Origin of the sequence: Leucobacter chromiireducens, from assembly GCF_051993095.1 — a bacterium.
Lineage (GTDB): Bacteria > Actinomycetota > Actinomycetes > Actinomycetales > Microbacteriaceae > Leucobacter > Leucobacter chromiireducens.
This window is the reverse complement of sequence record NZ_CP197024.1, coordinates 481675-508169: the sequence shown is the minus strand read 5'-3', so window position 1 is coordinate 508169 and position 26495 is coordinate 481675. Positions and strand designations below refer to the sequence as shown.

The following is a 26495-nucleotide window of genomic DNA, read 5'->3' as shown; positions in this document are numbered from 1 at the left end:
TTCACTCGGGGAGTCGGAAGCGAATCCCACCGCAGTGCGGGTGATCCACTGCCTCTCATTCTACGTGTGGCGGGTGTGCAACAGCCGGAACGCGCCTGACGAACACTCAGCTGAGCAGCAGCCTCACGATGACCGTGATCCCCGTCACCACACCGATGAGCAGCACCGGTCCGCCGACGAGCACCGCGCGACGGAACCGCGCATTCTGGCGCGCGAGCGACGGGAGCGCTCCCTTGGGGTCATCGGCCGCGGTGGCGCGTGCCTGGTCGGGAGTCGAACCGGGCCCCGGAGCGGGCAGCTCCCCGGGCGCTCCGAGATCCCACGCCGCGAGATCCGCTGCCGCGGCGGCAGGATCCAGTTCCGGTACCGCCCGCGCCCCGTACACCACGGGGATCTCCGGTCGCTCGCCGCCGTGCACCGGTGCAGGCGGTTCGCCCGGCGCCTGCGGCAACCGCCGCTCGGGATCCAGCTTCGGCTTGAACATCAGTGCGGCGAGCGCACGCGCGGAGCGCTCGTCAGTCGGTTCAGGCACGGGCGGCGCGGGCGTTCCGCTCGTACCGCCGGTCACCTCATCAGGGTCACGCACGGGGCACCTCTTCTGGTTTCGCGGGCTCCGCCTCGCCAGACGTGGCCGCGGCCGCGGGTGGATGTGCGGACCGCTCGGGGCCGATCCCGAACGAAGCGAGTGAGAAGCGTGCACGGAGCCGTCCCAGACCCGAGCGGTCCGCGCGCAGCTGATCCCGCGCACGATCGACGCGCGACCACAACTCGGTCGCTTCGTCTGCGGACGCGCCCTCGGGGGAGAACACCGCGTGGTCGACGCGCGCAGCGAACGTCGCACCACCGGGCAGGCGGGCACCCAGATCGCGGCGGCTCTCCGTCGCCGCCCCGCGACTGCGCGGTCGCGGGATCGCCCCGGCGTCCACGTGCAGGTCGACAAACTCCTCCCACGCGCCGAGCGCGCGCACTTCGGGATGCGAAGCACCGCGTCGCCGCCGCGTGCGCAGCGCCTTGATCGCGGGGATGAAGAGCGCCAGGGTGGTGAGCAGGAGCACGCCGAGAAGCCCCAGCGAGACCCCGCGTACCCAGGGCCACACGCTGCCGGGTTCCGTTCGCGGCGGCGCCGGATCGGACGAGCTGTCGCCCGTTCCCGCTCCGTACTCCGGATCGCTCTCGTGTGCGTCGCGCTCCTCCGGCACCGTTGGGTGCTCAGGGAGACGTTCGCCCTCGGTGAGCGCTGCGGGTGGAACGGCGACCTGCGGGGTGACATCGAGCGGCGCCCACACGCCATCCGCGCCACGCGCCTCCACCCACGCGGCGATGTTGCGTCCCGCACACGTTTCGCCGCACGCGGGCACACCGGGCACCTCGCCAGAGTCGGCGGCACCGGCGGCACCGGCGGCACCGTTGAGCCGCACTCCGAGCACGACACGCGCGTCGAAGCCAAACGCCTCGGCGAGCCGCGCGGCGGCAACCGCGAACTGCTCGTCGTCGCCGATGCCCGCCACGAGCTCAGCGCTGCTGGCACCCTCGCCGGCAGCCGCCTGGCGGTCCGCAAGCTGCGCGAACAGTTCCTCGACGCGGGCGTCAGAGTGACCCCCGGCGCTCGCGACGAACCGCGTGCCGTGCTCTGCGCTCAACTCGTCGAGCCAGGCGCGCGCACCGGGGTTGTCGCTCAGCGCGTGACTCAGGTATCCACGCTCGCGCAGCCGCTCGATCGCGGTCTGCAGCCCCGCACCCGTGGCAGGCAACTGCTGCATGCGCACCCAACGGTCGAGCTGCGGGTACGCGGTGCGGTCGATCTGCGGGGTATCAAACGCGGGCGCGGGATCGAGCTGAGCGTCCGCCGCCGTGCCGACGACCGCGGTGTAGCCGTCGCCGGAGCGCAGCCCCGCCGCGGTGGGCACGGCAATCCCGGCGCCGGTCTCGCGATCCAGGTAGAAGCCATCGGCGAGATCTGCGGAGCGCGGGCCGGTGAAGCGCGGCGGCTCACCGAGTTCGGCGGGGAGCGGCAGCCAGATCCCGGAGTCCGCAGAGTCAAGCCGCACGCTGATCCGACTCGGGTCTGGCACGTCGTGCCCGCTCGGGAAGCGGGTGAAGGTGCCGCGCTCCGCGGTCACCGCGAAGTCGACGCCATTCGCGTCGTCGAGCACGGCGATGCGCAGCCGTTGCGGGAGCTCCCCGTCACTCGTCACTGTAAAGAGCGGCGCGTCGAAGGCGGCGTCACGCTTCCACACGCGATACCCCGAGAGCGGGCTGCTCTGTGCGCGGACCACCACGACCGGGTCCACCTGGTCACGCGGCAGCGTGCGCGGTGTCGCGGTGACAGCGGGCGCGAGTATGGTGCCCGCGGCGAGCGCGCCCACCGCAAGGAGCGCAGCCAGGCTGCCGCGCACGAACCGGCGCCCGGTTGCCCGCGGGCCGCCCCCCAGGCGCAGTGCCGCGCGGCGCGCTCGGCCCGAACTCCACGCGATCCAGGTGGTCACCAGGATCGCGCTCACTCCCCAGAGCGCGAGCTCGCGCGGGGCTTCGATGAGGATCGGGCCGATGCTCAGCGGCTCGCTCGGCGTTCCGGGCCCGAACACGGTGCCGAAGAGCACCGGCGCGAGGAGTGGGATCGCGGCGAGCGCGTGCGCCCAAGGGCCGCCCGCGGCGAGGCGTGTCGATGCGGCAACCGAGAGCAGCACAACGACGAGAAGCGGGACCAGCACCGACTGGTAGTGCCCCACGGGGAGCGTGAGGGTGAGGAGCTGTTTCCACCCGAGCGCAACCGAAGCAAGCCCATCGCCGAGCCCCAGGAAGAAGCTGCGTACCCCGCCGCCGAGTGCCGCGGGAACCGCGAGCGGCACGATGAGCGCCGTGCCCACCGCGGCGAGGGCGACCGCGGTGCCGACGCCCCAGCGCCAGCGAGTGCCCGCCCACACCACGAGGAACGCGGCCGCTGCTGCGACGCCCGTGACGAGCGCGGCACGCGGATCCTGATAGATCGGCCAGGCCGCCGCGAGCGCGACGAGCGCAATCGCGAAGGCGAGGAGACCCGCGGCGAAGCCGGGTCCGGGCCGCCGCGGGCTCACGCGCTTCCCCGACGGAGGAGGAGCGGAGCGGTGTCCTGCAGCGCCCCGACCGTGAGGAGCGCGGAACCAGCCCCGCGATGAATCGCGGGATCTGCGTGCAACGCGCAGCGCACCGTCAGCACGGCAACATCGCCCGCGAAGGGGACGGTGGCGCGGCGCAGCCGCTGTGGCTCGGGGCGGGAACCCGTGATGAGCACCACGAGCGACAGTGGTCGCCCCGACTCCGCAAGCCCGCGCGCCAGCTGTTCGAGGGGCACGCCCGCGTCGCTCGGATCGAGTTCCGCCCAGGCGTCGAGCAGCTGCGCGCCGGTACGGCTGGGCAGCTCACATGCACCCGCGAGCGCGGCTCGCACTCGCCCCGCCACCCACTGCGTGGCCACGAGGCGCTCGCGTCCTTCCCGAACCGCGTGCGCACCGAACGAGGCCGCGGTACTCACGCCCAGTTCGAACTCCTCGGGCGTCGCGTACGCGTCACGGCGACTATCGAACAGGATCGCGGAACGCGCGGTCTGGGATTCCTCGTACTGCCGCACCATGAGTCGGCCGGTCTTCGCCGTGGAGCGCCAGTGGATGTGCCGCCGCGCATCGCCCGCGGCGTACTCGCGCACAGCGTGAAACGAGAGGTCGGCATCGGTGAGGCGACGGCTCGCATCCCCCTCTAGGTCGCGGATGAGCCCGGCGCTACTCGCCGGGAGCGCGGCCGTGACCGGGTGCACGTGAATGCGCCGATGCGCCGGCCAGCTCAGCTCGCGCTGCAAGAGACCGATCGGGTCGCGCCGGGTCAGCGCAAGCGGCCCAACATCGATCACCCCGCGGTGGGGCGTCGGCACGGCGACCTCGATCGATGCGTCGGCACCGGGGGTGAGGAAGGGGATCGGTAGTTCACGAAGTGCCGCGCCCACGGGCAGCTCCGCCGTCGCCGGCAGCGCTGGCGTGCGGCTTGCGTTCGTCACGCCGACGCGCAGTGTTGCCTCGCCCCCCGCGACCACCCGCTCGCGTTCTGCGTGCAGCTCGACCCGGTACGCGCGGCCGCCCAGCAGGAACGGCAGCGACACGAGGATCAGCAGCGCTGCGGCGATGGCGAGCATTCCCGCTTCAGCCCACCCCAGCCACGCGGCGAGCACCGCGGCAAGCACACCGCCCAGCGCCACGAAGCGGCCCGCCGGCGTGACAACGCGCACGGCACGGGTGAGACCCGCCCGAAGCATCGCCAGCGGGTTCCGCCGCGAGGGCGGTGCGGTGTCCGTCTGGCTCACGCGGTGCCGTTCTCCCGCGGCATGGGTACGTCAAGCAGCACCTGACCGACGATCTGCTCTGCGGTGACGCCGTCGAACTCCGCCTCCGGTTCCAGCACAAGGCGGTGCGCGAGGGTCGGCAGCGCAAGGTCGCGCACATCGTCCGGCGTGACATAGTGGCGTCCCGCTGCCGCGGCCCAGGCGGTCGCGAGGCGCACAAGCGCGAGCGCACCACGCACACTGGCGCCCAGGCGCACCTCGCGCGCACGGCGAGTGGCCTCGACGATCTGCACGGCGTAGTCGGCGACGAGCGGGCTCACATGGACACGATCGACCAGCGCCTGCGCCTGCGCAACCATCGCGGTCGTGACCACCGGCTCGATGGGCTCCTGCACCCGGCGGTGCTGCTCGAGAATGCGCAGCATCGCGGACGCATCCGGGTAGCCGATCGTCGTCTTGATCATGAAGCGGTCGAGCTGCGCCTCCGGCAAACGGTAGGTGCCCGCCTGCTCGATGGGGTTCTGCGTGGCGATCACGAGGAACGGATTGCCCACCTCGTGGGAGACCCCGTCGACCGTCACGCGCGCTTCCTCCATCACCTCGAGCAGTGCCGACTGCGTCTTCGGGCTGGCGCGGTTGATCTCGTCGGCGAGCACCACGTTCGCGAATACTGGGCCCGCATGAAACTCGAACACCCCAGCGCGCTGATCGAACACGGAAATGCCCGTGACGTCGCCAGGCAGCAAGTCGGGGGTGAACTGAATGCGTGAGGAGGTGCCCTGGATCACTGCCGCGAGCGCGCGCGCGAGCGCCGTCTTGCCCGTGCCGGGAACGTCCTCGAGCAGCACGTGCCCGCCCGCGAAGGTGCTTGCCAAGACGAGCTCGATGACGCGGCGCTTGCCCTGGACAACCTCGCCGAGCGCGTCTGCGCACGCGGAGAACACCTGCTGCACCCACCGTGCCTGCTCTGGCCGGAGCGCATCGCTCGCCACGCCACGCGCTGCGCCACCGGTGCTGCCGGAGGGCGCGCTTCCGAGGGGCGCGCTCGGCCGCGTTGCGGGCTCCGCGCTCGGCGAGGCCGGGACGAGCGTGGGATCGTCGTCCACGGGAAAGTCGTCGCGCGGATCCTGCTGCTGTGCGTTCATGAGTCCTCGTGTGGTTGGGGTGGTCGGTGGAAAAGAATAGGGGCTAGGGCGCGCAGACGGGCGCGTTCAGCACTGCCGGAGTGAGCGCCGCATACTCGCCTGCCCAGCTCACCGTGAGTGGAACGGTTCCGTCCGCAGGCGCGCCGACCGCGTAGCTGGCGCTGCCTGCAGCCGCGGCAGAGATCGTCGCGGTCTTCCCGGCCGCTGCGGGATCGCCCACCGCCGCGGGGTCGACGCAGCTGCCGTTGAGCTCGACAACCACGGGGCGCGGGGCACCGCTCCAGCGCGCCGGCGCGGGCTCCGAACACTGTCCGCCAAGGCACTGCTGCACCGTGATCGGGGTTGCGTCGTTTGGGTTCTCGGGCGGGGCCTCGCCGCCACCCGGCAGGAAGCGGAGCTTCGCGCCGGGGAGGAGCGCCTCGGCGCTCGGCGAGCCCACATAGCCATAGCTTGCGCGGCTGCTGTCGCCCACCGGGGTCGTCGACACCGCATAGCTCGCACGGGGATCCGGGATCGTGCCGCCCACCTGGGTCTCGCCCGTTGTCGCAGAGCTCACGCCGTACGGACTCGTTGCGCACGCGGCGCCGCGGTACCAGCCGCCACGCTTCAAATCGGAGAAGGTCGCATTCGCGCTGCCGCCAGCCACACAATCGGGTGCGCTCCCCCGCGGCGCGACTGCGTACCGCAGCGTGACCGTCTCACTCGCGTGGGCGGAGCCCCCGTCGGGGATCACCGTGGCGCTCGTCGATCCCGATTCGCTCTGCAGCGTGGCGCCGCGCAGGAGCGGAGCGCCGATCACCCGCCCCTCGGCCTGCGCTGCGGTTCCCGTGTCTGAACCGCCCGGCACCGGGGGAAGCTCGTGCGCGGTCACCGGGGTGACGGTGACGGTCGCCGCGCCCACGGGCAGGCCGCGGAGGTCGATGCTGCCACGGCTGCCCGAGATCGTGCCCTGGGCGACCCCGCCGACGGCGACCCGCAGCTCACGCGTATCCGCGGAGCCGTTCGCCGAGACGCGGAGGCCACCGCTCGCCTGGTCGGTGTTTCCCGCGTCAGGGAGGGACGAGACCGAAAGCGTCGGCTGCTCCGGCGCACGGTAGGCCCACGCGGTGATCGCACTCGAGGGAGCCGAGTCGCCCACCGAGTTCTGGGCGCGTGCGGTGAAGCTCTTGCGCACGCCGCTCTCGAGCCCCGTCACCACGCAGTCGAATGCGCCCGATCCTGCCGGGGTGCAGCTCGATGACCCCGCGCCCTGCACACGCACACCCGTCACATCGGGGTGAGCCTGCCGCCCACCCAGGGTCACCCGGAACGATGCGCTCGACGCGGTGAACCCGGTCTGCGTAATGCTTGCCGGCGCGTCAGGAAGGCCCTGCGCGTCGAGCTCAATCGAGCCAGCGCCCACCCGTCCCTGCGCGTCGCGCACCGTGTAGCCCACCGTGCACGTACCGCCGGGGCCGTTCGTGTCGGGCCAGCTCACGTTGACGCGCTGCTCGTCCGACACGGCGAAGCGGGCGATTGAACACCCGGCGCCGTCCACCGACACCACCCGCAGCCCACCGCCGCGCTTCCCGGCAAACGGGTCGTGCTCGCCGGCCACGCCCACGAGGTCTGCAGCGCACGGCTGGCCCACCGTGCAGTTCAGCGAGACCGTGCCGCCACGCGGAAGGTCTCGCGGGCTCTCGCCCACCCGGAGGGTCAGTGGGGCGCGCGATTCACCCGCGCCGGTCACGGATACCGTCAGCGTCTCCTCGACTCCGGCGCGCGCATCTGCGCGGGCCGTCGCCTGCACCGTCCCGCCGCCAATCGTCACGTCGAACGCCTCGCTCGCACCGCTCAACGAGAAACGAAGCGCGGAGGCGGAACCGGCCCGCTCACCCTGCCAGGTCACCATGTCGCTCAGGGCAATCGTTTCACTCGCTCCCGGCGAAATCGTGCGGGTCAAGGCACGGAGCTCGGCGACGGGCTCACTCGGGATGACGCGGATGGGCACGGGCAGCACGGTCCACCGCTCCTGGCCCGCAAGGCGCACTTCCATCTGGCAGCTGTCGCTCCAGGGCTCGCCGCGGCCGGCCAGGTACCGAATCGTGCTGGAGTTCTCGGCTTCGCAGCGCGCACCGGGGCGCCCGGTCGCAAAGACACTGCCGCGCAGCTCAATGCGATCGGTGGGTCCGGCATCCACGAGGTCGGCGACGCGCGCCGAGACGGTCTCGCCCTCGTCGACCTCGAGCGGCGCGAGCCCAGGCTTCAGCGTGACGCGCAGTTCGTCGAGCGGCGGAATCACGAGGAAGCCGTAGCTCGCGACAGCGGTGCCGTTCGCGTCTGTCCCGCTCACCTTGAAGATCACGAGGTCGCCCGCTGGGTTATAGTCGCCGGCAATCTGCGATCCCGAAACCCGGTAGTCGCCGCGCTGCGCGTCCCACAGCGAGAGCTTGAGTGTGTCTGGGTCGCCGCCCTGCCAGCGCACTTTCCCCGAGAGCACGTCCACGCCACGCCCCGCAAGCTGCGAGCGATCCCGCACGCTGAGCACGGTATCCCGCACTGCGGGTGCCTGCGCTCCGACTCGCTCGGAGGTCTGCACGACGATGAGGCCCTCCGCGGTGCTCCCACTCTGCTCCGAGCGCACCGAGTAGCGGTACGAGACCGTGCCCAGTTCTGCGGCCGCGCGCACTCCGACCCGCCCCTCGGCGATCTCGGACACGTCGAGCGCCTCGGCCAAGGCACGGTACTCCGCGCTATCGGGTGCGGCCGTGGTGTTCGGCTGCACCGAGCGCAGGGTGAGCGTGCCGCCCGCGGGGTCAACATCGTTGTCGAGCGGCCGGATCACCGTCGCGCCGCCCGGCACCAACCGCACTTGGTCGGTCATCGCGGTTGGCGCGCCGCTCGAGTCGCCCGTCACCACGACGTTGAGCGTGCCGCGCCCAGTTCCGCCGCGGCCATCGCTCACCGTGTAGCGCAGCGGAACGGTGCCCGCCTCGGCCGCTGCAGATGCGCCGACCTCGATGCCCGTGCCCGACGCATCGAGCGTGGCAGAGATTCGCGGGTCATCGCCCGCGTCGATGCTCACCAATCGCACGCGATCCCCGTCCGGGTCCACACCCGTGAGCGGCACGCGCACGCTCGCGCTGCCGCCCGGCGCCACCCGCGCGGTCACTGCGGAGGGCTGCGGATCCCGGTTGGCTCCCGTCCCGACCACGGTAAACACGACCTCGCCGGTGTCGCTCAGTTCGGGGGCGCCCGCGGCGTATGCGGTGTAGCTCACACGATAGGTGCCCGGCTTGTCCGGCGCCACATACCGCAGTGTGCCCCCCGCTGCGAAGGCGAGTTCGCCGGCTGCCCCGGAGGAGGTGACCTTCGGGTCCAGCAGCAGACGCTCCCCCGGCGGCGCAACATCGTTTTCGAGCACGCGCACGTCGACGGTCGATCCCGCGCGCACGGTCGCGGAGTTGCCGACCGCGATCACCCCAGCGCCGCTGGTCTCGGGCACCTGGAACACGGTGAGGCGACCGCGCGCGCTCGCATCGCCCTCCGCCACAGTGATGTCTGCGGAACCAATTCGGCCGGGCGCCCCGTCCGCGGTGTTTCCGGCGACGCGCACCCGCGCGTGCTCAACGACGTCGGCCCGCAGATCGCCGTCCACCACGGCAACGCTGCGCACCGCGAGCGCACGGTCCTGCGCCCCAGGAATGGCATCGAGCACTTCAACGGTCGAGTCAGCGAGCGGCCGCACATAGGCGCGGAGCGGTGGCAGGACGAGCTGCGGCCCACCCGCCACTGCTGTGACCCGCAGGGTGCCCGTTGTCTCCGTTCCCGTGACCGCATCGCGCACCGTCATCGCGTAGCTGGATACCCCAGCATCGCTCGCAGTCACCTGCACCGTGCCGGAGGTCTGCTGCGGAGCCGCCTGCGCCGAACCAGCGAGCGGCACGACGTCGACCAGCGTGAAGGTTCCCGAGCCGCCGGCCACCCGCTCGAGCGGGCGAATCGTGGTCGGCTGCCCCACCGCGATGGTCGCGGCGGTACCCGTCACGACGGGCACCGCGTCAGCGCGCACCTGCAGCGTCAACTCGCGCTCCGCCTCAGCTCCACGACTGTCGCGCACGGTCACGCGCAGCCCAATGTCCGCGGGCCCAGCGTTCGGATCGGTATGGCGCACCGCCAGGCGCCCGTCCGCAGTGACAATCGCGCGCACGGGATCCGCCGCCCGCACGGGCGCCACGCGCGCGAGGGTCATCACATCACCCTCGGGATCGACCCATCCTTCGAGCAGCGGCGCGACGAGTGTACCGCCCGGCACCACCGCGGGCACGCCCCACTCACGCTGGCACCCCTCCACGGGACACCACGCAGGCGCTCCGTTCTCGTCATCCGCGGCGATGCGCAGCGTGACGGTCGCGGGCGCCGACTCGAGGGTGCCATCTGAGATCCGGTAGCTGAAGCTTGCGGTGCCCCGCGCGCCGGGTGCGGCCTGGAACACGAGCGACTGCCGATCTGCGAGCAGCTCGAGCGTGCCGAACTCCTCGGGCAGCGAGGAATCGTCGATCGAGTCGGGCACAACCGTCAGCACGTCGCGCACGTTCGCATCAAAGTCGTTGAGCAGCACGGGCAGCGGCGTGGGCACCCCGGGGCGGGCGCCGAACGAGTCATCGACGGCGGTGGGCGCCACCTGCTCGGTGACCTCCTCAACCACCACGGCGCCACGCAGCTCTTGCGGCGGATCAGCGAGACTCCACTGCGAGAGTGGGATCAGTGCGCCGTCCGGCAGCGTCCACAGCATGCCGGTTCGCGGTTCGCTCAGCACGGCCCGATCGCCGTTGCTCTGGATCACCGGGGCGAGGTCCGTCGCATCGCGCACCGCGTCATCAAACTGCAGCGGGAGGGTCTCCGCGCGTGCGCTGCGCCACAGCGTGCCCGCGCCCTGCCCGAGCCATGCGGCAAAGCGCTCGCCCGCCACCTCGCTCGGCCGTGCCGGCGTGCCGCTCGCTTCAGCGACGCGCTCGGAATCACGGCCCGGCGAGGCCGCGATAAGGCCCGCCTGGTCTGCGATGAGCGCGGCCGCGCCGTCTGCGCCGCGGCCGGAGCTGCTGAGCTGCAGGCGGGGCGTCCCCTCAAGGGTGAGCTGCGCGGGATCGGCCCCGGCACGCAGCAACCGGCCGTCTGCCGCATCGAGCAGCACCCAGTCGTCACCGATAAGCGCAAGCTGCGGCTCCGCCGCGGGCGATCCCGGCAGCTCCGTGGGGCTTCCACGCTCGGTGTCGCGGGGCACGTCAAATCGGCGAATTGTGTGCGACTCGGCCGAGTACACCGCAACCGTGCCATCGGCGGCGAGTGCAATCGCGGCAGCATCGAGCGCGGTGTCCCCCGCAGCCTCGTCTGCGGCGGCATCGTCGGACGCTTCAGGAGCGTTATCCGAGGGCGTCGCGCTCTCTCCGATCGGGCGCAGCGCGGTGAGCTGGCGTTCCAGTTCCTCAGCGCTCGGCACCGCGCTGAGCGACTCGGCCGCGAGTTCGCCCGCGAGCACGCCGCCAGCCTCCGTGCGCACGGCGACAAAGCGCCCGGCAACGAGCACCTCCCGCGCGCCCTCGGGCAGCCGGACGCTGCGCGCGGCATCGTCGGAGCCCTGCGATCCCGAGCTGGCTGTCGCGGCCTCGTCGGCACCGTCCGCCGCATCTCCCGAACTCGCTCGATCGCGGATGCCCAGGTCCTGCGGGGAGCCCGCCGCAATCGGCCACGCCTCTCCCGATCCGTTCGTCAGCACCGCGGCGCTGCCGCCGGCCTGCACGACGCCGCTGGGTTCAGTGACCTTCCGCACCGTGTCAAGCTCGCCGGTATCCGTGTTCACGCGACCGTATTGGCCCGCGTCGCGCGCCACCCAGACGCCGGGCTCCACGCGTGGCGTGTCACGCGCGTCGTAGCCGCCCGAGACAATCGCGATGGTCGCGATGAGCGCGGTCGCCGCGCCAGCCGCAACCCACGCCCAGAGACGCCGTCGCGACACGGTTTCCCCTGTTCGTGTCTGCCACCCCCGCTGCGCGGCGGTCACCCGCCACCGCCCAGCACCGCCCAGAGGGTGCCTCCCACCACGGCGACCCCCGCGAGCGCGATGGCCGCTCCGATCAACGCGGCACGCTTCGCGGAGCGCGGCCGCTCGACGATGACACCGTCGGAGTCGACCTCGCGGAGCTCAGCGCGGGTGCGACGGCCCGGCACCTCGGAAACGACGGGCCCCCGCACGCCCACGGGAATGGTTCCGGTCTGCGGCGTCCAAACTTCCGCGACGATCTCGAGTGGGGTCACGTCAAAACCGTAGCCGCGCTGCACGTCCTGCAGCGCCGCGCCGAACTCCGCCATCGAAGCGAAACGCTCGGCGGGGGTGCGACGCATCGCACGCGCGAGCACGGCATCAAACGGCTCGTAGCCCTGCGCACCCGGAATCGGCTGCACTTTGCCTCGCACGATCCGCTCGATGAGCAGCGAGCGCGTGTTCTTCTCGCGCGTTGCCTCCTCGAAGGGCGAGAGGCCCGCGGCAAACGAGAACAGGGTTGCGCCGAGCGCCCACACCTCTGTGGCGACGCTACCTCGGGTCTCAAGGCGCACCACTTCGGGTGCCGACCACGGGATAGACATGGCCACCTCGTCAGCGGGCACGGGACCCGCGGGCTCGCCGTTCTCGAGCACGGCGTGGCCGCCCGCGATCCCAAAGTCCGAGAGCGCGGGTTTGCCGAGCGAGGTGAGCAGCACGTTCGCCGGTTTGATGTCTCGGTGCAGCACACCGGCGCGATGCGCGGTCTCGAGCGCGCCTGCGAGCCGCACCCCGGCATCGAGCACGTCGCGCAACTGCGCGGGGTTGCGCTTCGTGAGCGCGCCCAACGAGGCCGGGCAGTACTCCATCACGAGGAACGGCTGTCCCGCAAGCGACATCCCCGCCTGAAAGATCGACACGATCGAGGGGTGGCTGCTCAGTGCGGCCATCGAATCGGCCTCGCGTTCGAACGCGGCGCGCTGCTGCGGGGCCGCGTTCAGCACCTTCACCGCGACCTCGCGGCGGGGGAAGTCTTGTTCGTAGAGGTACACCTGAGCGAAGCCGCCCGATCCCAGCGGGCGCACGTAGCTGAACCCCGGGATCGCCGGATGGGAGGCCACGCGCTGCGAGCCCACGGCTATCCCTCGGCCCCGCAGTGGGGACGTGACGCCTGGCTCTCGTGCATACCCCCAATGATAGGAGATCGCACCGGCACATCCCGAAACGACGCGATCCCCCCGCTCCCAGGGAGCGAGGGGATCGTGTGAAGCTCGATGCCGCAGCATCAAGCAACGTGCGAGCTTAGAGGCCCGAAACGTCCAGCGGGATTCCGGGACCGAAGGTCGTCGAAACGGCGCCCTTGATCACGTACTTGCCCTTGGCCGACGACGGCTTGAGACGCGAGATCTCGTCGAGCACGGACGTGATGTTGTCCGAGAGCTGCTCAGCCGTGAAGGAGGCCTTGCCGACGATGAAGTGCACGTTGGCGTGCTTGTCGACGCGGAACTCGATCTTGCCGCCCTTGATGTCGGTCACGGCCTTGGCCGGGTCCGGGGTAACGGTGCCGGTCTTCGGGTTGGGCATGAGGCCACGGGGACCCAGCACCTTACCGAGGCGGCCAACCTTGCCCATGAGCTCGGGGGTCGACACGGCCGAATCGAAGTCGGTGTAGCCAGCGGCAACCTTCTCGATCAGCTCGTCGCCACCGACCTCGTCGGCACCAGCAGCGATTGCTGCCTCAGCCGCGGGGCCAACTGCGAACACGATGACGCGGGCGGTCTTGCCCGTGCCGTGGGGCAGGCTGACGGTGCCGCGCACCATCTGGTCTGCCTTGCGGGGGTCCACACCGAGCTTGACGGCGACCTCAACGGTCGAGTCGGTCTTGGTGGAACCAGTCTCCTTCGCCAGGGCAACTGCCTCGGCGGGAGCGTAGAACTTGTCTGCCTGGATCTTCTCGGCAGCGGCGCGGTACGCCTTCGACTTCTGTGCCATCTTCAGTACCCTTACTCGACCGTGATGCCCATGGAGCGAGCGGTGCCCGCGATGATCTTCGACGCAGCGTCGAGGTCGTTCGCGTTGAGATCAGCCTGCTTCTGCTCGGCGATCTGGCGAACCTGCTCAGCCGTCACCTTTGCAACCTTGACGGTGTGCGGGGTGCCGGAGCCCTTCTGCACGCCAGCAGCCTTCTTCAGGAGCTCAGCGGCGGGCGGGGTCTTCAGGACGAAGGTGAACGAGCGGTCCTCGTACACGGTGATCTCCACCGGAACGATGTTGCCGCGCTGGGACTCCGTTGCAGCGTTGTACGCCTTGCAGAATTCCATGATGTTGACGCCGTGCTGACCCAGCGCGGGACCCACGGGGGGTGCCGGGTTGGCAGCACCGGCAGCGATCTGAAGCTTAATCAGACCGGTAACCTTCTTGGCCTTTGCCATGATTGTTTCCTTTCCTTCGAACGGGTTTCCCCGCTCTCCCGCAGTTCCGGCCGATCCGGACGCGGTGTGGTTGTGCGCGAACGCACAACTTCACAATCGTACCCCAGTTTTTCCCGCTCCGCACCCCCGCCCACTCCCCTCCCCCGATTCGGGGTCACTTGGGCAGGGTGTCGCCTGCCTAGCTGCACTGACACCCTGCCCAAGTGACCCCGAATCCCGGCGGCGGGCAGGACGGGGCGGGCGCGAAACAAGAAAGAGGGCCCCGCGCCGAAGCGCGGGGCCCTCTCACATCCGGGAAACCGGACTAGACCATCTTGGTGACCTGATCGAAGCCGAGCTCCACGGGAGTCTCGCGCTCGAACAGCGACACGAGAACCGTGAGCTTGCCGGCTGCGGGGTTGATCTCGCTGATCGTGCCCGGCAGCCCCTCGAAGGAGCCGGACTTGATCGTGATCGTCTCGCCGACCTCGAAGTCGATCTCAACGTTGCCCTGGGCGGCGGCATTGGCCGCGGCCTTGCCCTTCGCCGTTGCTGCGGGCTCGAGCTCGACGGTGCTCTTCAGCATCTCGAACGCCTCGTTGATGCGCAGGGGCACGGGGTTGTGAGCGTTGCCAACAAAACCGGTGACGCCAGGCGTGTGGCGAACGACGGACCAGGTGGTCTCAGTCAGATTCATGCGAACGAGCACGTAGCCGGGGATGCGCACGCGCGTCACCATCTTGCGCTGGCCGTTCTTGACCTCCATGACTTCTTCCATGGGGACCTGGATCTCGTAGATGTCGTCAACCGCACCCATCGTCTCGCGACGGTTCCACAGGTTCGACTTCACCTTGCGCTCGTAGCCGGCGTAGGTGTGAATCACAAACCACTTGCCGGGGCGACGGCGCAGATCCTTCTTGAAAGCCTTGTAGGGATCCTCGGAGGTTTCTGCCTCTGCATCCGCAGCGACGCCGTCCTCGGTCTCCTCGTCGACAATCGCCGAGGCCGCAGCCTCTGCTTCCTCAACGGAGTCGATGTCGAGGGCGTCCTCAACTGCCGCGTCGACAACGGGGTCAGCGGTGTGCGCCAGCGCATCGAGGGCCGCGTCGAGGTCGGCCTCGGGAGTGTTGCTCGTCTCGCTCGTCATCTGCTGCTCTTGCTTTCTGTGCTTACCGAATTCGGGGCCGGGAGTAGCGCGTCTCGCGCGACTATCCGAGCGGCGTCCCGAAGATGAAGACGGTGATGAAACTGAAGACCTGGTCAAGTGCCCACACCAGCGCCATCATGATCACCACGAAGGCGATCACAACGAGCGTGTAGTTGATGAGCTCCTTGCGGGTCGGCGTTACGACCTTCTTCAGCTCGGCGATGACCTGCTGGATGAAGAGCACGATCCGGCTGAACCAGTTGCGCTTTGCAGCGCGGTCGCTGGTAGCGCGCTCGGCTACGCCGCCGCTCTCCTCAACTTCACTGGTGCTCACTCGCCGTTCCTTTCAATAGACTCGTTCGGCGCCGAAGCGCCGAACGAGTGCGGCAGGGCGGACAGGACTCGAACCTGCAACCTGCGGTTTTGGAGACCGCTGCTCTACCAATTGAGCCACCGCCCTATGGAAACTGACTTAAGAACTTCCATTCCCGAAAGGTCGAAACCTTCAGGCATAGGAAAGTATGGCAGAAGTCAACTACCGAGGACTACCTTACGGGATCCCGGGCGGGTTGTCGAACTGGCACGCAGCGCCCGGAACGTCGCGCTGCGCCGACACCTCTGCTGCGTATCGGCACGCGTTCGCGCTCACGCGCGGGCAGCGTAGCTCCGGCCCGACTGGTCCGGAGCTACGCCCTGATCGGGGAGTTAGCCCCGACTCATGCGGCGGCGCAGGCCGAGTGCGGCCGCACCCGCGAGCACGAGCGCGCCGGCTGCGGCCAGCACCGGAATACCCGCAGAACCGGTCTGCGCGAGTTCGTCATTCACCGGGGTGTCTCCGGCGCTGGGCCGCGTGTCGCCGCCGGTTCCGGATCCCGCGCCAGTGTTCCCTGACCCCGACCCATCAACGCCGGGGCCGCCCGGCTCACCCGTTCCTGGCTGCTCAGATTCCACCGCCTGCTGCCACACGGCAAGCGCCGCCCGCAGTTCACCCGCGGCCGCATCCAGCTGCGCCTGAGTCACGTTCAGCGTGCCCCGAAGCTCCGTGGCCTCGGCAAGTTCTGCCCGCAGCACTCGCTCGGCAGCCTCCGCCCTGCGCTGCGCGGCCCGCGCCTCGGCGAGTGCCCCCTCGGCTTCCTCGATAGCCGCATCCAGTGGCGCCCGGTCCACCGAGACCATCCGGTCCTCGAGCGCTCCCGCCCCATCCGAGATCTGCCACACCAGTGCGTCCACTGCGTCCTGCGTGGCGGGCTGGCTCGCCAGCTGTGCCCGAAGCTCCGCCACTGCGGCCTCAGCCTCGTGCGTCTCAGGAATCACGAGGTCAAAGTCGCCCGCTTGGGCCGGGGTGACCACACCGAGCACACGCTCGACCTGCGCGATGGCAGCCTCAGCACGCGTGCGCGCGTCAGTCAGGGCAGCCTCATCGAGCGCACCCGCAACGAAGCGGAAGGTGCGCGGAGCGCTCTGGTTTTGGTAGGAGTCGTACGCAACCAGCGTTGCCTCGTACTCGCGCCCGATAGTGAGCGTCCGATCAATCGGCTGCCCCACCTTGTTGCCCGCACGCACCGCAAGCGGAATGTCGAGCGCCGCTGGCTTCGGCGCGACAACATAGTCGGAGTAGATTCGTCCATTCGCCGGCACGAGGTCAGTGACCTGCCCGGTCTGCACATCAGTCACGGTGAGGGTGTACTCGGCCGTGAACTGATCATCGCCAGCCTGCGGGAGCCTGAGCACCGGGCCGGTTTCCGTCTGACGCACGGTCGGCTGGCGCTCTCCCCACGCTGGAGCAACGGCGTTGCGATTGGCCTGCGTGTAAGTGAACTGCGCCTTCGTCTCGGCGGGAGTTGCGCCGCGCGCGATGACCCAGCTCGGGCCCGCGAGCGAACCGGAAGACGCAAACGGCGGATTCTCCTGGAACGCCCACGCCCCATCGTCGGTGTATGTGCGCCCCGGGTCAGCTGCGTAGTTGATTCGGTCGATCTCGATCCGGTCCCCGTACACGTCCACGACCACCGACTGCGCGGTAGGAATCGTGGCATCGCGCGCCAGGCCGGGCCCGAAGACCTGGAACTTCCCGTCGTTTTCGCCGTAGGACATGGACCCCTCGTTCACCGAGGTGAAGTCCTGCTGGTGGATCGAGCGCTCGTCAGTGATGTTCAGGTGCGAGTGCCCGGAGAAGTAGACCACCTGCGGGAACGCGCTGAGGTTCGTCTTCAATCCACCGTTCGAGGCCTGCGCACCATCCCACACTGTCGCGGGGATCGGGCGATGCCCAAACACGAAGATCGGCTGGCCCTGCGTCGCGGGATCCTTGCTCAGCGCGTCGAGCCGCCCGTAGAGCCAGTTTGCCTGCGTGGTGTTCCACGCCTCGGTGTTCACCACGAACGCGGGGAACTCGCCAATTTTGGATTCGTAGTACCCGGTGGTGCCGGGGAACCAGTCATCCGGATACTGCTCCGCCATGCGGGTCACGTAGTCGTCGTGGTTGCCGAACGACATCATCACCTGGGTATCGGTCATCCCGGTGCGCGCGAGGTTGCGCTCCAGCATCTCGCGCGGGTACTGGTGATCCGCCGCCGAGTTGAAGTAATTGTCGTTGATCTGATCGCCGTTTGAAATCAGCGCATCGGGGTTCGGGGCGATCCGCTTCAGGGTGTCGAAGTAGCCGCCCCACTTCGCCATCGCCGGCCCCGTCCCCGTCGAGAGGTGAATGTCACTCATCACGGCGAACTGGGCGAGCGGCTCCTCGGCTGTCTTGACAAGAATCCCGCGAATCATCGGGAGACTCTCTGCGCGGTCGGTGAACGCGACGGCCGTGAGATTCGCGGTCTTTTCGATCAGGATCGGGCCCGTTGCCAGAGCACTGTCACGCGTGGGGTGCGTGCCGTCGAGCGTGTACCGAACCTCCGTCCCCTCAGCCGAGGTGAGGGTCACCGCCTGTGGTCCGACGTAGCGGCCGCTCTCGTGGCTTGCCGCGGGCGGGGAGACTTCACCGCTCACCGCGGCATGAGCTGCGACAGCCGTGGGCAGCGCCGCCTGCGCCCCAAGCAGCGCGACACCGCTCAACGCAAGGGCAGCGATCCTTCGTTTCGACATGGATTCCTCTCGTCCGGCGCCCGAGATAGGCACACATGAATCCAAGTTGTCGATACAGGATGTCGGCGTTTTGGCCCCGGCGTGAAAGCTGCATGAACACCGCTTCACCCCGGATTCACCCATTGGCCTGCACGCATTCCCGCGCGGACGCCCACACGTCCTAGACTGGTCTCGTGACCACCATCTCTCGTCTGTCAAAGAAGCTCGGTGCTATCGCCGAGTCCGCCACGCTCAAAGTCGACGCCAAGGCGAAGGCCCTCCAGGCCGAGGGCCGTCCCGTCATCAGCTACGCCGCCGGTGAGCCCGATTTCGCGACGCCCCCGCACATCGTCGATGCCGCCCGTGCAGCGCTCGATGATCCCAAGAATTTCCGCTACACCGCCGCAGCCGGCCTGCCCGAGCTGAAGCAGGCCATCGCCGCGAAGACCGCGCGCGATTCCGGCTGGGCGATCGACCCCTCGCAGGTGATCGTCACGAACGGTGGCAAGCAGGCCGTGTACCAGGCGTTCCAGGCGCTGCTCGATCCGGGCGACGAGGTCCTCCTCCCGGCCCCGTACTGGACCACGTACCCCGAGGCGATTCAGCTGGCCGACGGCGTTCCCGTTGAGGTGTTCGCCGGCTCGGATCAGGGCTACAAGGTCACCGTTGAGCAGCTCGAGGCCGCACGCACCGAGCGCACGAAGGTGCTGCTCTTTGTCTCGCCGTCGAACCCCACCGGCGCCGTCTACACGCCGGAGGAGACGAAGGCGATCGGCGACTGGGCCGACGCCAACGGCCTGTGGGTCATCGCTGACGAGATCTACCAGAACCTGACGTATGACGGGGTTCGCGCGGTGTCGATTGTCGAGGCAACCCCCGCGCTGCAGGATCGCGCGATCCTCGTGAACGGTGTTGCGAAGACCTACGCAATGACGGGCTGGCGCCTCGGCTGGATGCTCGGCCCCGCCGACGTCATTAAGGGTGCCGCCAACCTGCAGTCGCACCTCACCTCAAACATCAACAACATCGCGCAGCGCGCAGCGATCGCGGCGCTCACCGGGCCGCAGGAGCCGATCGAGGAGATGCGTCTCGCATTCGATCGCCGCCGCAAGCTGATCGTCGCGGAGCTGAACAAGGTTCCGGGCTTCAACTGCCCCACCCCCGAGGGCGCGTTCTACGCGTACGTGGATGTGACCGCGGCACTCGGCAAGCCCGTGCGCGGCGTCACGCCGACGACCTCGCTCGAGCTCGCGGACCTCATCCTTGAGCACGCAGAGGTTGCCGCGGTGCCCGGCGAGGCCTTCGGCCCCTCCGGGTACCTCCGCTTCAGCTACGCGCTCGGCGACGACGCGATCCTCGAGGGCGTCCAGCGCATCCAGGCGCTGCTCTCCGAGTAACACGCCTCGTGCGAACGAGAACGGCGGCAGCTCCTTCGGGAACTGCCGCCGTTCGACGTTGTGCGGGGGGGTGTTGGTGCGGCACCCGTTCCAGCGCCAAGCACGGTCTTCTAGAACGCGACTAGCACCTGGTCGAGCACGAGCTCCACGGGCTGGTCGCTGCGGAAAAGCAGCCAATCTAGGCAGGCGCCCGCCAGGGCGCCAAAGAATGCCGCGCCCGCGGTCTCAGTGGTCTCCGCGGCATGCGGGTCGCCGTTTGCCTCGCGGGCTGCGCGCAGCACGTCTCGGAATCGCACCGTCACTGATCCCCGTGCGAGGGTCATGGTGTCAGCCCAGGGCCGATCGGTACGAAACACTTCGGAGGCCATGAGCTTCGCGAGATCGAGGTTGCCCCTCAGGGTCTCGAGCGTCACGGCCGCGACGGCGCGCGGCCCATCCGCGGGGGCCACTGCCTCACGCGCCGCATCGATCGCGGCGGCAAGCTTCGCAAAACCATCGCGGATCACCTCTTCAAAGATCGCGTCCTTCGAGGCGAAGTTGTAGTACAGGCTCCCCTTGGCCACCCCGGCGGCCTCGGCGATCTGGTCCATGGACGCACCGCTGATCCCGTGCTGCGCGGCAACCCGCACAGCAGCCTCAGTGATGAGCTGTTTGGTGTTGACGCGAGCCATACCTCTATCTTCCCCTACTTGGTGAGCACTTGCCCCCACGAGGGCGGGATGATCTCTCCTGTGGCGCGGCCCCCGTCGCCCAGCAGCCACCCCACGCGTTTCACGATGCGCAGCGCGATGGCGCTCTCGCGGATCACCAGCGACGGCACCGCTTCGACAAGCATCTCCTCGATTCGCGGCACCTCGGCAACCGAGCGCAGCCACACCGCAATCAGGATGTTGGTGCGCCCGGTGGTTGAGGCGCAGAGCCGCACTCCAGGGATCTGGGCCACACGCTGGGCAAGCTTCTCGTGTTCCGTCGCAGGCACCGCCGCAAACCACTGAGCGGTCACCGGGGTTCCCGTCACTCCCTGCGCGACCTCGCATCGGAAGTGCACGAGCCCGTGCTCGACCGCCGCGCGGATCTGCCGCCGCACCGTCGGCTCGCTCATCCCGAGGCTCCTGGCGATCTCGGATGCCGACGCGCGACCGTCGAGTGCAAGAGAGCGGAGCACAGCGGGATCCACGCGCGGCGGTGTGGCCTCTGCACGCTGACGGGGGTTCAGCTTCGCGACGTTGCGCGCCTGCTCCTGCGTGAGCGACTTCATCGACCAGCTATCGGCGATCACGTGCATACGTGTGCTGAACGAGGTCTCGACGTGTTCGACACCCGGTACTGCCGCGATGACGGGCAGCGTCTGCTCCGTGAGGTGCGCGAGCGAGGCCGCCGAGACGGTCAGCAAGAGGTCACGGTGGCGCGCGGAGATATCAAGAGACACGACATCGGGCAGTGCGGACAGCGCGCTGATCACCTCTTCACGCTGCGGCACCGCACACATGACCTCGATAAACGCGGTCACCGGGCAGAGCCGCGTCGCGAGCGGGTGCGCCGCAATCCACGCGACTCCGGCATCGGTGAGACGCTTCCAGCGTGCGGCGAGGGTGGTGCTGTGCACGCCCAGGATGGGCGCCAAACTCGTCCACGAGGCCCGCGGGGCAATCTGCAGCGCATGCACGAGTTGCAGATCCTCATCATCGAGCACCGAGGGATCATGGAGATGATCGTTTCGTGTAATTTCTCGCACGTACTGATTGAAACCTGCATTTTTACTCGACGCAAGATCCAAACACGCAAACTATCTGGCGTGCGGCTGCGCGTTCGCAGCCCCTGACCTTCCTGCAACGGAGCATGTATGACGTCCCCCACCCCCACCGAGCTCACGCAGCTGCGTCGTGCACTGCACGCGATTCCCGAGATCGGACTCTCATTGCCGCGCACGCAGCGGACCCTGCTCGACGCGCTCGACGGGCTTCCGCTGGAGGTGCGCCTCGGACAAGCGAGTACCTCAATCACGGCGGTGCTCCGCGGCACCCACCCTGACCGCGCCTCGGACGCGCCCGCGGTGCTGCTCCGCGCCGATATGGATGGGCTGCCGATCGACGAACCGGAGTCGGCAGATCCCCGATCCGAAATCGCGGGCGCCATGCACGCCTGCGGCCACGACCTCCACATGGCCATGCTGGTGGGCGCAGCTCTCGAGCTGAGCGCACGCCGCGCCGAACTCCGCGGAGACGTCGTCTTCATGTTTCAGCCCGGCGAAGAGGGGTGGGGCGGCGCGCGAGTCATGATTGACGAGGGCGTGCTCACAGCTGCCGGCCCCGAGGCAGGCGCCGCCTTCGCGATACACGTCTTCACCGGCGATCCACGGCCCGCACGTTTCGAGGTGTGCTCCGGCACCGCAATGGCCGCGGCAGCCGCGCTCACCATCGAGATTGTTGGTCGCGGCGGCCACGGCTCGGCCCCGCATCTTGCGAGCGACCCGGTCCCCACCGCAGCGGAGACGATTCTCGCGCTGCAGAGCGCCACGACCCGCCGATTCAATGCGCTCGATCCCGTCGTCGTGACCGTGGGGCAGGTCACGGCAGGCACAGCGCGGAACATCATCCCCGACCGCGCGCAGCTGTTCGCCACCGTTCGCAGCTTCTCGCACACGAGCCAGGCACGTGCGGCTGAGGTGCTCCCCGCCGTCGCTGAGGGGATCGCCCATGCACACGGTCAGGACGCAGTCGTCGAGTTTCGCCCCGAGTTCCCTCCGGTGGTCAACGATGGCGCGAACGTCACCACCACAGTCGAAGCCGCCAGCCGGCGATTCGGGGCTGACGCAGTTCGCACCCTTGATACTCCTAAGACGGCGTCCGAGGACTTCGCCGAGATTCTCGAGCGCGTTCCCGGCGCCTTCGTCTTCCTCGACGCCACCCCTCCCGCGGGAGCCGGGTACAACCACTCCCCCTTCGCCGCGTACGACGATTCCGTACTCGGTGATGGCGCGGCGCTGTACGCAGAGTTCGCGGTGCAGCGGCTCACGGAACTGCGCGCCGCAGATATCGCTTCCCACCCGCTCACGCGCAACGACCGCGCGTGACCCCACCGAAGGACATCATGACCACGACAACCTCCGCTCCCAGAGTCGCACCGCCGCGATCCCAGTTCCGCACCGTCTTCGCCACCAGCTTTGGCAATGCGCTCGAGTGGTTCGACTGGCAGATCTACGCCACGTTCGCGCCGTTCATCGCCGCGCAGCTCTTCAACGCCGAGAACCCGATCTCCTCGCTGCTGCAGACCTTCGCAATCTTTGCTGTCGGATTCCTCGCTCGCCCACTGGGCGGGCTCTTGTTCGGGCTGATCTCAGACCGCTTTGGGCGAAAGTCCTCGCTCATTCTCGCGGTGGGCGCGGCGTCCTTCGGGAGCCTCTTGATCGGCTTGATCCCTACCCACGCCGCAATTGGCGCGTGGGCCGCAGCGTTGCTGCTCGTCGCGCGTCTCATCCAGGGGCTGGCGCATGGCGGGGAGATGCCTGCCGCGCAGACCTACATCTCTGAGATCGCCGTTCCCGAGAAGCGCGGCATGTGGTCTTCCCTTATCTATGTGTCGGGCACCACGGGCATTCTCTGCGCAACCTTGTTCGGTGCGGTACTCACGGGCGCGATGAGCGTGGAAGCCATGCAGCAGTGGGGCTGGCGCGTTCCCTTCATCGTGGCCGCCGCGATGGGGCTCTTCGTGCTCGTGATGCGCATCGGCATGCATGAGACCGAGTCCTTCACCACCGGTCGGCTGCAAACGCTCACCGAGACCCGACCGGAGCCGCTCCTCCCCGCACGCCGCGCCGCCATGCTGGTGATCCTGCTGACCCTCGGCGCCACCGTGTCGTTCTACGTGTGGGGCGTCACGGCCCCAGCGGTCGCAACCGCGACGCTCGGCATGGACCCGAGCGGTGCGCTCTGGGCGGGTGCCGGTGGCATCATCGTCTTCATCGCCGCGCTGCCGCTCTGGGGCCGACTCTCCGATCGCATCGGTCGGAAGCGTGTGCTGGCAATCAGCCTGCTCGGCACCGCGGCACTCTACTTCCCCATGCAGTCGCTGATGTCCGATCAGCCGTGGACGTTGTTCGTCGCGACCGCGTCTGTGCTCGTCTTCCTCGCGGGCACGATGGCGATCCTCCCCGCTGTGTTCGCCGAGCTCTTCCCCACACACATCCGCACGGTGGGAACGGCTGTCCCCTACAGCATCGCGGTCGCGCTCTTCGGCGGCACGGCACCGTACCTGCAGACCTGGTTCAGCGCGCAGCTCGAACTGCCCTGGCTGTTCTCGCTCTACAGCGTGGTCCTGCTGCTGATCTCCGCGGCAACCGCGATCTTCCTGCTCCCGGAGACGAAGGGCCGCGTGCTCTAGCGTCACGCGCAACACGCAGTGGGTGGCGCCCCGGACAGGATCCGGGGCGCCACCCACTGCGTGTGTCGGCCTCGACTAGATCGCGAGCGCCGGGTGGAGCCGCGAGATGGTCCACACCTTCTGTCGCCGCGCGGCCATCGCACTGATGGCGAGCGAACCGACGAACACGACGGCCATCACCGCGAGTGCCACCCAGAAGCGACCATCGATGCCGCCACCGATCAGCTGCCGCAGCCCATCAACCACGTACGAGGCGGGCATGAACGGGTGCAGGATCTGGAAGAACTTCGGAGTCGTCTCCACCGGGTAGGTACCGCCCGAGGAAGAGAGCTGCAGCATGAGGAGCACGAGGCTCACCACGCGGCCCGCCGCCGTGCCGAGCACCGCGATGAACATCTGTTGCAGCGCGAGGAATGCGAGCGTGACCAGCAACATGAACGCCGCCATGCCCACCCAGTGCGTGGGACGCATCCCGATTCCGTAGACGAGCACCAGCATCATGATGACCACCTGGCCAAGGCCGATCAGTGCGGCGGGCCAGAAGCCAGCCAGCACCGAGCGCAGCCCGGACACGTTCGAGGCCAGCGGGCGCCGCGGCAGCGGGCGCAGGATCAGCCAGGTGATGAGCGCGCCAACGAAGGAGGCTAGCGCGATGAAGAACGGGGCGAAGCCCTCGCCGAAGCCCTGCACGGCGTTCTCAGTGGACTCGTCGAGCGCCACCGGCTTCGCCATCGTCTCGGCAATCTTCACGGTCTGCCCGTCCGCGAACTCGGGCGCTTCTTCCGCGCCATCGGCGAGCTTCGTCGCGAACGTGTCAGCGCCGTCGGTGACCTTCTTCGCACCCTTCGCAAGATCGCCCGACTTCGAGCTGGCCTCCTGCGCGCCGTCGTTCAACTTGGTCGCACCCTCGGCAAGCTGCCCGGCCCCGTCCGCGAGCTGATTCGCACCGTCCGCTGCCTTGCCCACACCGGCGGCCAACTCCGAGCTTCCCGCGGCAGCGTCACGTGTGCCACCTGCGAGCGTGCCCAGACCGGAGGCCAGCTGCCCGCTGCCATCACGCGCGACGGTCGACTTCTCTGCGAGCGTGCCCGCGCCGGAGGAGACCTTCGCCGCCCCCGCGTTCAGTTCGGACGCGCTGGAGCTCAGCGTTCCAAGCCCCGACGCAACCGTGTTCGAACCGGTAGCGAGCTTCGCCGCGCTGTCCTGCAGTTCGCCGGTCTTGTCCGCCAGCAGGTGTGTGCCGCCAGCGAGTTCACCCGACTTCGTGGCAATCGTCTGAGCCCCAGCGTTCGCCGCAGCGATCCCGCCCGAGAGCTGATCCGCCCCGCCCGCAAGCTGCTGAGCACCCCCGGCCACCTGCTGCGCACCCGCAGAAACCGCGGAAAGCGAGGTACCGTTCGCCGCAAGCGCGGCCTCGAGGTCGGCGATGGTGGCCTCAGGGTTCGCCGCAGCGAAACTCGCGATCGCAGCGGCGCCCTGCGACACCTGAGCTGCGCCGCCCGAGAGCGCCCCAGCATTCTCGGAAAGGCTCGCTGCGCCTTGCAATGCGTTCGCCGTACCCGCTGCGAGGTCCCCCGCACCCGCGGAGAGCGCATCGGCGCCCGCTGCGAGCTCACCCACCTTGGTGTTCAGCGTGACAGTGCCGGCGCTCAACTGGTTCATGCCCTGCGAGAGGGTGTTTGCCCCCGAGTTGAGCTCTCCGGCCCCCTGGGCGAGCTTGCCGCTGCCATTAGTGACCGCAGCGCTGCCGCTTGCGAGCGCACCGGCGCCCGAGCTGAGCTGGCCCAGCCCATCGCGCAACTGCCCCGACTTGTCGGCGGCTTCCCCAGCCCCGGCCGCAAGCTTGGCGCTACCGTCGGCGAGCTTCGCGCTGCCAGCGCGAGCGGTGTCGAGCCCACCAGCCAGTTGCTGCGTGCCGTTCACCAGTTCAGGCGATTTCTCCACGATCTGCGCCGTACCATCGGCGAGCTCCCCGAGCCCCACACTCAGCTTCTGGGTGCCGTCAGACACCTGCTTCGTGCCCGACTCCAGCGTGTCCGCCGCCTCTGCGGCGTCGCGGGTGCCGTTGCTGAGCTTCTCAACGCCGACAAGCACCTGCTCAGCAGCCGTCTGCGTTGCCGTCTCTGCAACCGCGTCGCGCAGTTGCACCATGGCCTGCTTGCCCAGTGTCGACGCGAGGAACGAGTTGTTGTCGTTGTACTGCACCTCGAGGGTGCCGGCCTTCGGATCATCCTGCAGGCCGGCAAGCGTGCTCGAGAAGTCCTTCGGAATGGTCACGGAGAAGTAGACATCACCATCGGCCACCGCGCTCGCCGCGTCGGCGGCGTCGAGGGGCTTCCAGTCGAGATCCTTCCCTGCTTGCAGCTCTTCGAGCACATCGTCGCCGGCGGTGAGCATCTCGCCGTCTGGCTTCTCTGCGGGCTCATCGAGGTTGACGACCGCGACGGGCAGGTTGTTCATGTTGTCGGTGGGCGCCCAGAACGCCCACAGGTACAGCGCGCCATAAATCAGCGGAATGACCAGGAGGACGACCAGCGAGATCTTCGGCAGGGTCCCCCTGCGGAAACGTTGCAGCTCGGTGCCGCGAGTGAACAGTGACATATCTTTCGTCTTCT

General features: G+C 69.0%; 17 protein-coding genes and 1 tRNA gene. 3 read left to right on the top strand and 15 right to left on the bottom strand.

Annotated elements, in window-relative coordinates:
- Positions 1–106: 106 nt before the first annotated feature.
- The 12 genes from ACR81A_RS02255 to ACR81A_RS02200 form a co-directional block, all read right to left on the bottom strand.
- Positions 107–586 (bottom strand): hypothetical protein, encoded by a 480-nt coding sequence (locus tag ACR81A_RS02255; RefSeq protein WP_440312441.1) that lies wholly within the window; start codon positions 584–586, stop codon positions 107–109.
- The gene (locus ACR81A_RS02250; RefSeq protein ID WP_440312440.1) at positions 579–3074 is read right to left on the bottom strand and encodes a transglutaminase domain-containing protein; all 2496 of its coding nucleotides are present in this window, start codon (positions 3072–3074) and stop codon (positions 579–581) included. The genes ACR81A_RS02255 and ACR81A_RS02250 overlap by 8 nt, the downstream gene beginning before the upstream one ends.
- The gene (locus ACR81A_RS02245; protein ID WP_440312439.1) at positions 3071–4330 is read right to left on the bottom strand and encodes a DUF58 domain-containing protein; all 1260 of its coding nucleotides are present in this window, start codon (positions 4328–4330) and stop codon (positions 3071–3073) included. Before ACR81A_RS02245 ends, ACR81A_RS02250 begins: the two co-directional genes overlap by 4 nt.
- A complete protein-coding gene (locus ACR81A_RS02240) occupies positions 4327–5454 on the bottom strand; it encodes an AAA family ATPase (protein WP_440312438.1) in 1128 nt (375 codons plus the stop codon). Before ACR81A_RS02240 ends, ACR81A_RS02245 begins: the two co-directional genes overlap by 4 nt.
- Before the next feature lie 43 nt (positions 5455–5497).
- Complete coding sequence (locus ACR81A_RS02235; RefSeq protein ID WP_440312437.1) at positions 5498–11449, bottom strand: Ig-like domain-containing protein; 5952 nt, start codon at positions 11447–11449, stop codon at positions 5498–5500.
- A gap of 41 nt (positions 11450–11490) precedes the next feature.
- Complete coding sequence (locus ACR81A_RS02230; RefSeq protein ID WP_337248957.1) at positions 11491–12594, bottom strand: serine/threonine-protein kinase; 1104 nt, start codon at positions 12592–12594, stop codon at positions 11491–11493.
- Positions 12595–12775: 181 nt separating this feature from the next.
- A complete protein-coding gene (gene rplA, locus ACR81A_RS02225; protein WP_025134077.1) occupies positions 12776–13465 on the bottom strand; it encodes a 50S ribosomal protein L1 in 690 nt (229 codons plus the stop codon).
- Positions 13466–13476: 11 nt separating this feature from the next.
- Positions 13477–13905: a 50S ribosomal protein L11 gene (rplK, locus tag ACR81A_RS02220; RefSeq protein WP_025134078.1), complete on the bottom strand. Its 429-nt coding sequence runs from the start codon at positions 13903–13905 to the stop codon at positions 13477–13479.
- Positions 13906–14209: 304 nt separating this feature from the next.
- Positions 14210–15031, bottom strand: coding sequence for a transcription termination/antitermination protein NusG (gene nusG / locus ACR81A_RS02215; RefSeq protein WP_202382298.1), 822 nt, complete (start codon positions 15029–15031; stop codon positions 14210–14212).
- A 61-nt stretch (positions 15032–15092) separates the two neighbouring features.
- Positions 15093–15365: a preprotein translocase subunit SecE gene (secE, locus tag ACR81A_RS02210; RefSeq protein ID WP_202382299.1), complete on the bottom strand. Its 273-nt coding sequence runs from the start codon at positions 15363–15365 to the stop codon at positions 15093–15095.
- Between the two features lie 53 nt (positions 15366–15418).
- Positions 15419–15491 (bottom strand) — tRNA-Trp (locus ACR81A_RS02205).
- A 245-nt stretch (positions 15492–15736) separates the two neighbouring features.
- On the bottom strand, positions 15737–18124 hold the full coding sequence (locus ACR81A_RS02200) for a chitobiase/beta-hexosaminidase C-terminal domain-containing protein (RefSeq protein WP_440312436.1): 2388 nt from the start codon (positions 18122–18124) through the stop codon (positions 15737–15739).
- Positions 18125–18297: 173 nt separating this feature from the next.
- Between ACR81A_RS02200 and ACR81A_RS02195 the strand changes: the two genes are divergently transcribed.
- Positions 18298–19500 carry a pyridoxal phosphate-dependent aminotransferase gene (locus tag ACR81A_RS02195; RefSeq protein WP_440312435.1) on the top strand — a complete coding sequence of 401 codons (1203 nt, stop codon included), beginning with the start codon at positions 18298–18300 and terminating at the stop codon, positions 19498–19500.
- 110 nt (positions 19501–19610) lie between these two features.
- Here the strand turns inward: ACR81A_RS02195 and ACR81A_RS02190 are convergent, their stop codons facing one another.
- Positions 19611–20171, bottom strand: coding sequence for a TetR/AcrR family transcriptional regulator (locus ACR81A_RS02190; RefSeq protein ID WP_202382302.1), 561 nt, complete (start codon positions 20169–20171; stop codon positions 19611–19613).
- A gap of 14 nt (positions 20172–20185) precedes the next feature.
- Positions 20186–21235, bottom strand: coding sequence for an Lrp/AsnC family transcriptional regulator (locus tag ACR81A_RS02185; RefSeq protein WP_440312434.1), 1050 nt, complete (start codon positions 21233–21235; stop codon positions 20186–20188).
- A 108-nt stretch (positions 21236–21343) separates the two neighbouring features.
- Here ACR81A_RS02185 and ACR81A_RS02180 point away from each other — a divergent pair, with 108 nt between their 5' ends.
- Both ACR81A_RS02180 and ACR81A_RS02175 read left to right on the top strand, forming a co-directional pair.
- Positions 21344–22573, top strand: a complete 1230-nt coding sequence (locus tag ACR81A_RS02180; RefSeq protein WP_440312433.1) for a M20 metallopeptidase family protein — start codon at positions 21344–21346, stop codon at positions 22571–22573.
- 17 nt (positions 22574–22590) lie between these two features.
- Entirely contained in the window at positions 22591–23880 is a 1290-nt protein-coding gene (locus ACR81A_RS02175; protein ID WP_440313121.1) for an MFS transporter, read from the top strand.
- Between the two features lie 75 nt (positions 23881–23955).
- On the opposite strand, the gene ACR81A_RS02170 is transcribed toward ACR81A_RS02175, so the two are convergent.
- Positions 23956–26481 (bottom strand): YhgE/Pip family protein, encoded by a 2526-nt coding sequence (locus tag ACR81A_RS02170; RefSeq protein WP_440312432.1) that lies wholly within the window; start codon positions 26479–26481, stop codon positions 23956–23958.
- Between the last annotated feature and the right edge of the window lie 14 nt (positions 26482–26495).

Excerpts from the sequence above, each read along its gene's own strand:
- ACR81A_RS02240 (WP_440312438.1), bottom strand. The coding sequence starts at position 5,454 with ATGAACGCACAGCAGCAGGATCCGCGCGACGACTTTCCCGTGGACGAC.
- rplA (WP_025134077.1), bottom strand. The coding sequence starts at position 13,465 with ATGGCACAGAAGTCGAAGGCGTACCGCGCCGCTGCCGAGAAGATCCAG.
- rplK (WP_025134078.1), bottom strand. The coding sequence starts at position 13,905 with ATGGCAAAGGCCAAGAAGGTTACCGGTCTGATTAAGCTTCAGATCGCT.
- nusG (WP_202382298.1), bottom strand. The coding sequence starts at position 15,031 with ATGACGAGCGAGACGAGCAACACTCCCGAGGCCGACCTCGACGCGGCC.
- ACR81A_RS02200 (WP_440312436.1), bottom strand. The coding sequence starts at position 18,124 with ATGTCGAAACGAAGGATCGCTGCCCTTGCGTTGAGCGGTGTCGCGCTG.
- ACR81A_RS02190 (WP_202382302.1), bottom strand. The coding sequence starts at position 20,171 with ATGGCTCGCGTCAACACCAAACAGCTCATCACTGAGGCTGCTGTGCGG.
- ACR81A_RS02180 (WP_440312433.1), top strand. The coding sequence starts at position 21,344 with ATGACGTCCCCCACCCCCACCGAGCTCACGCAGCTGCGTCGTGCACTG.
- ACR81A_RS02175 (WP_440313121.1), top strand. The coding sequence starts at position 22,591 with ATGACCACGACAACCTCCGCTCCCAGAGTCGCACCGCCGCGATCCCAG.
- ACR81A_RS02170 (WP_440312432.1), bottom strand. The coding sequence starts at position 26,481 with ATGTCACTGTTCACTCGCGGCACCGAGCTGCAACGTTTCCGCAGGGGG.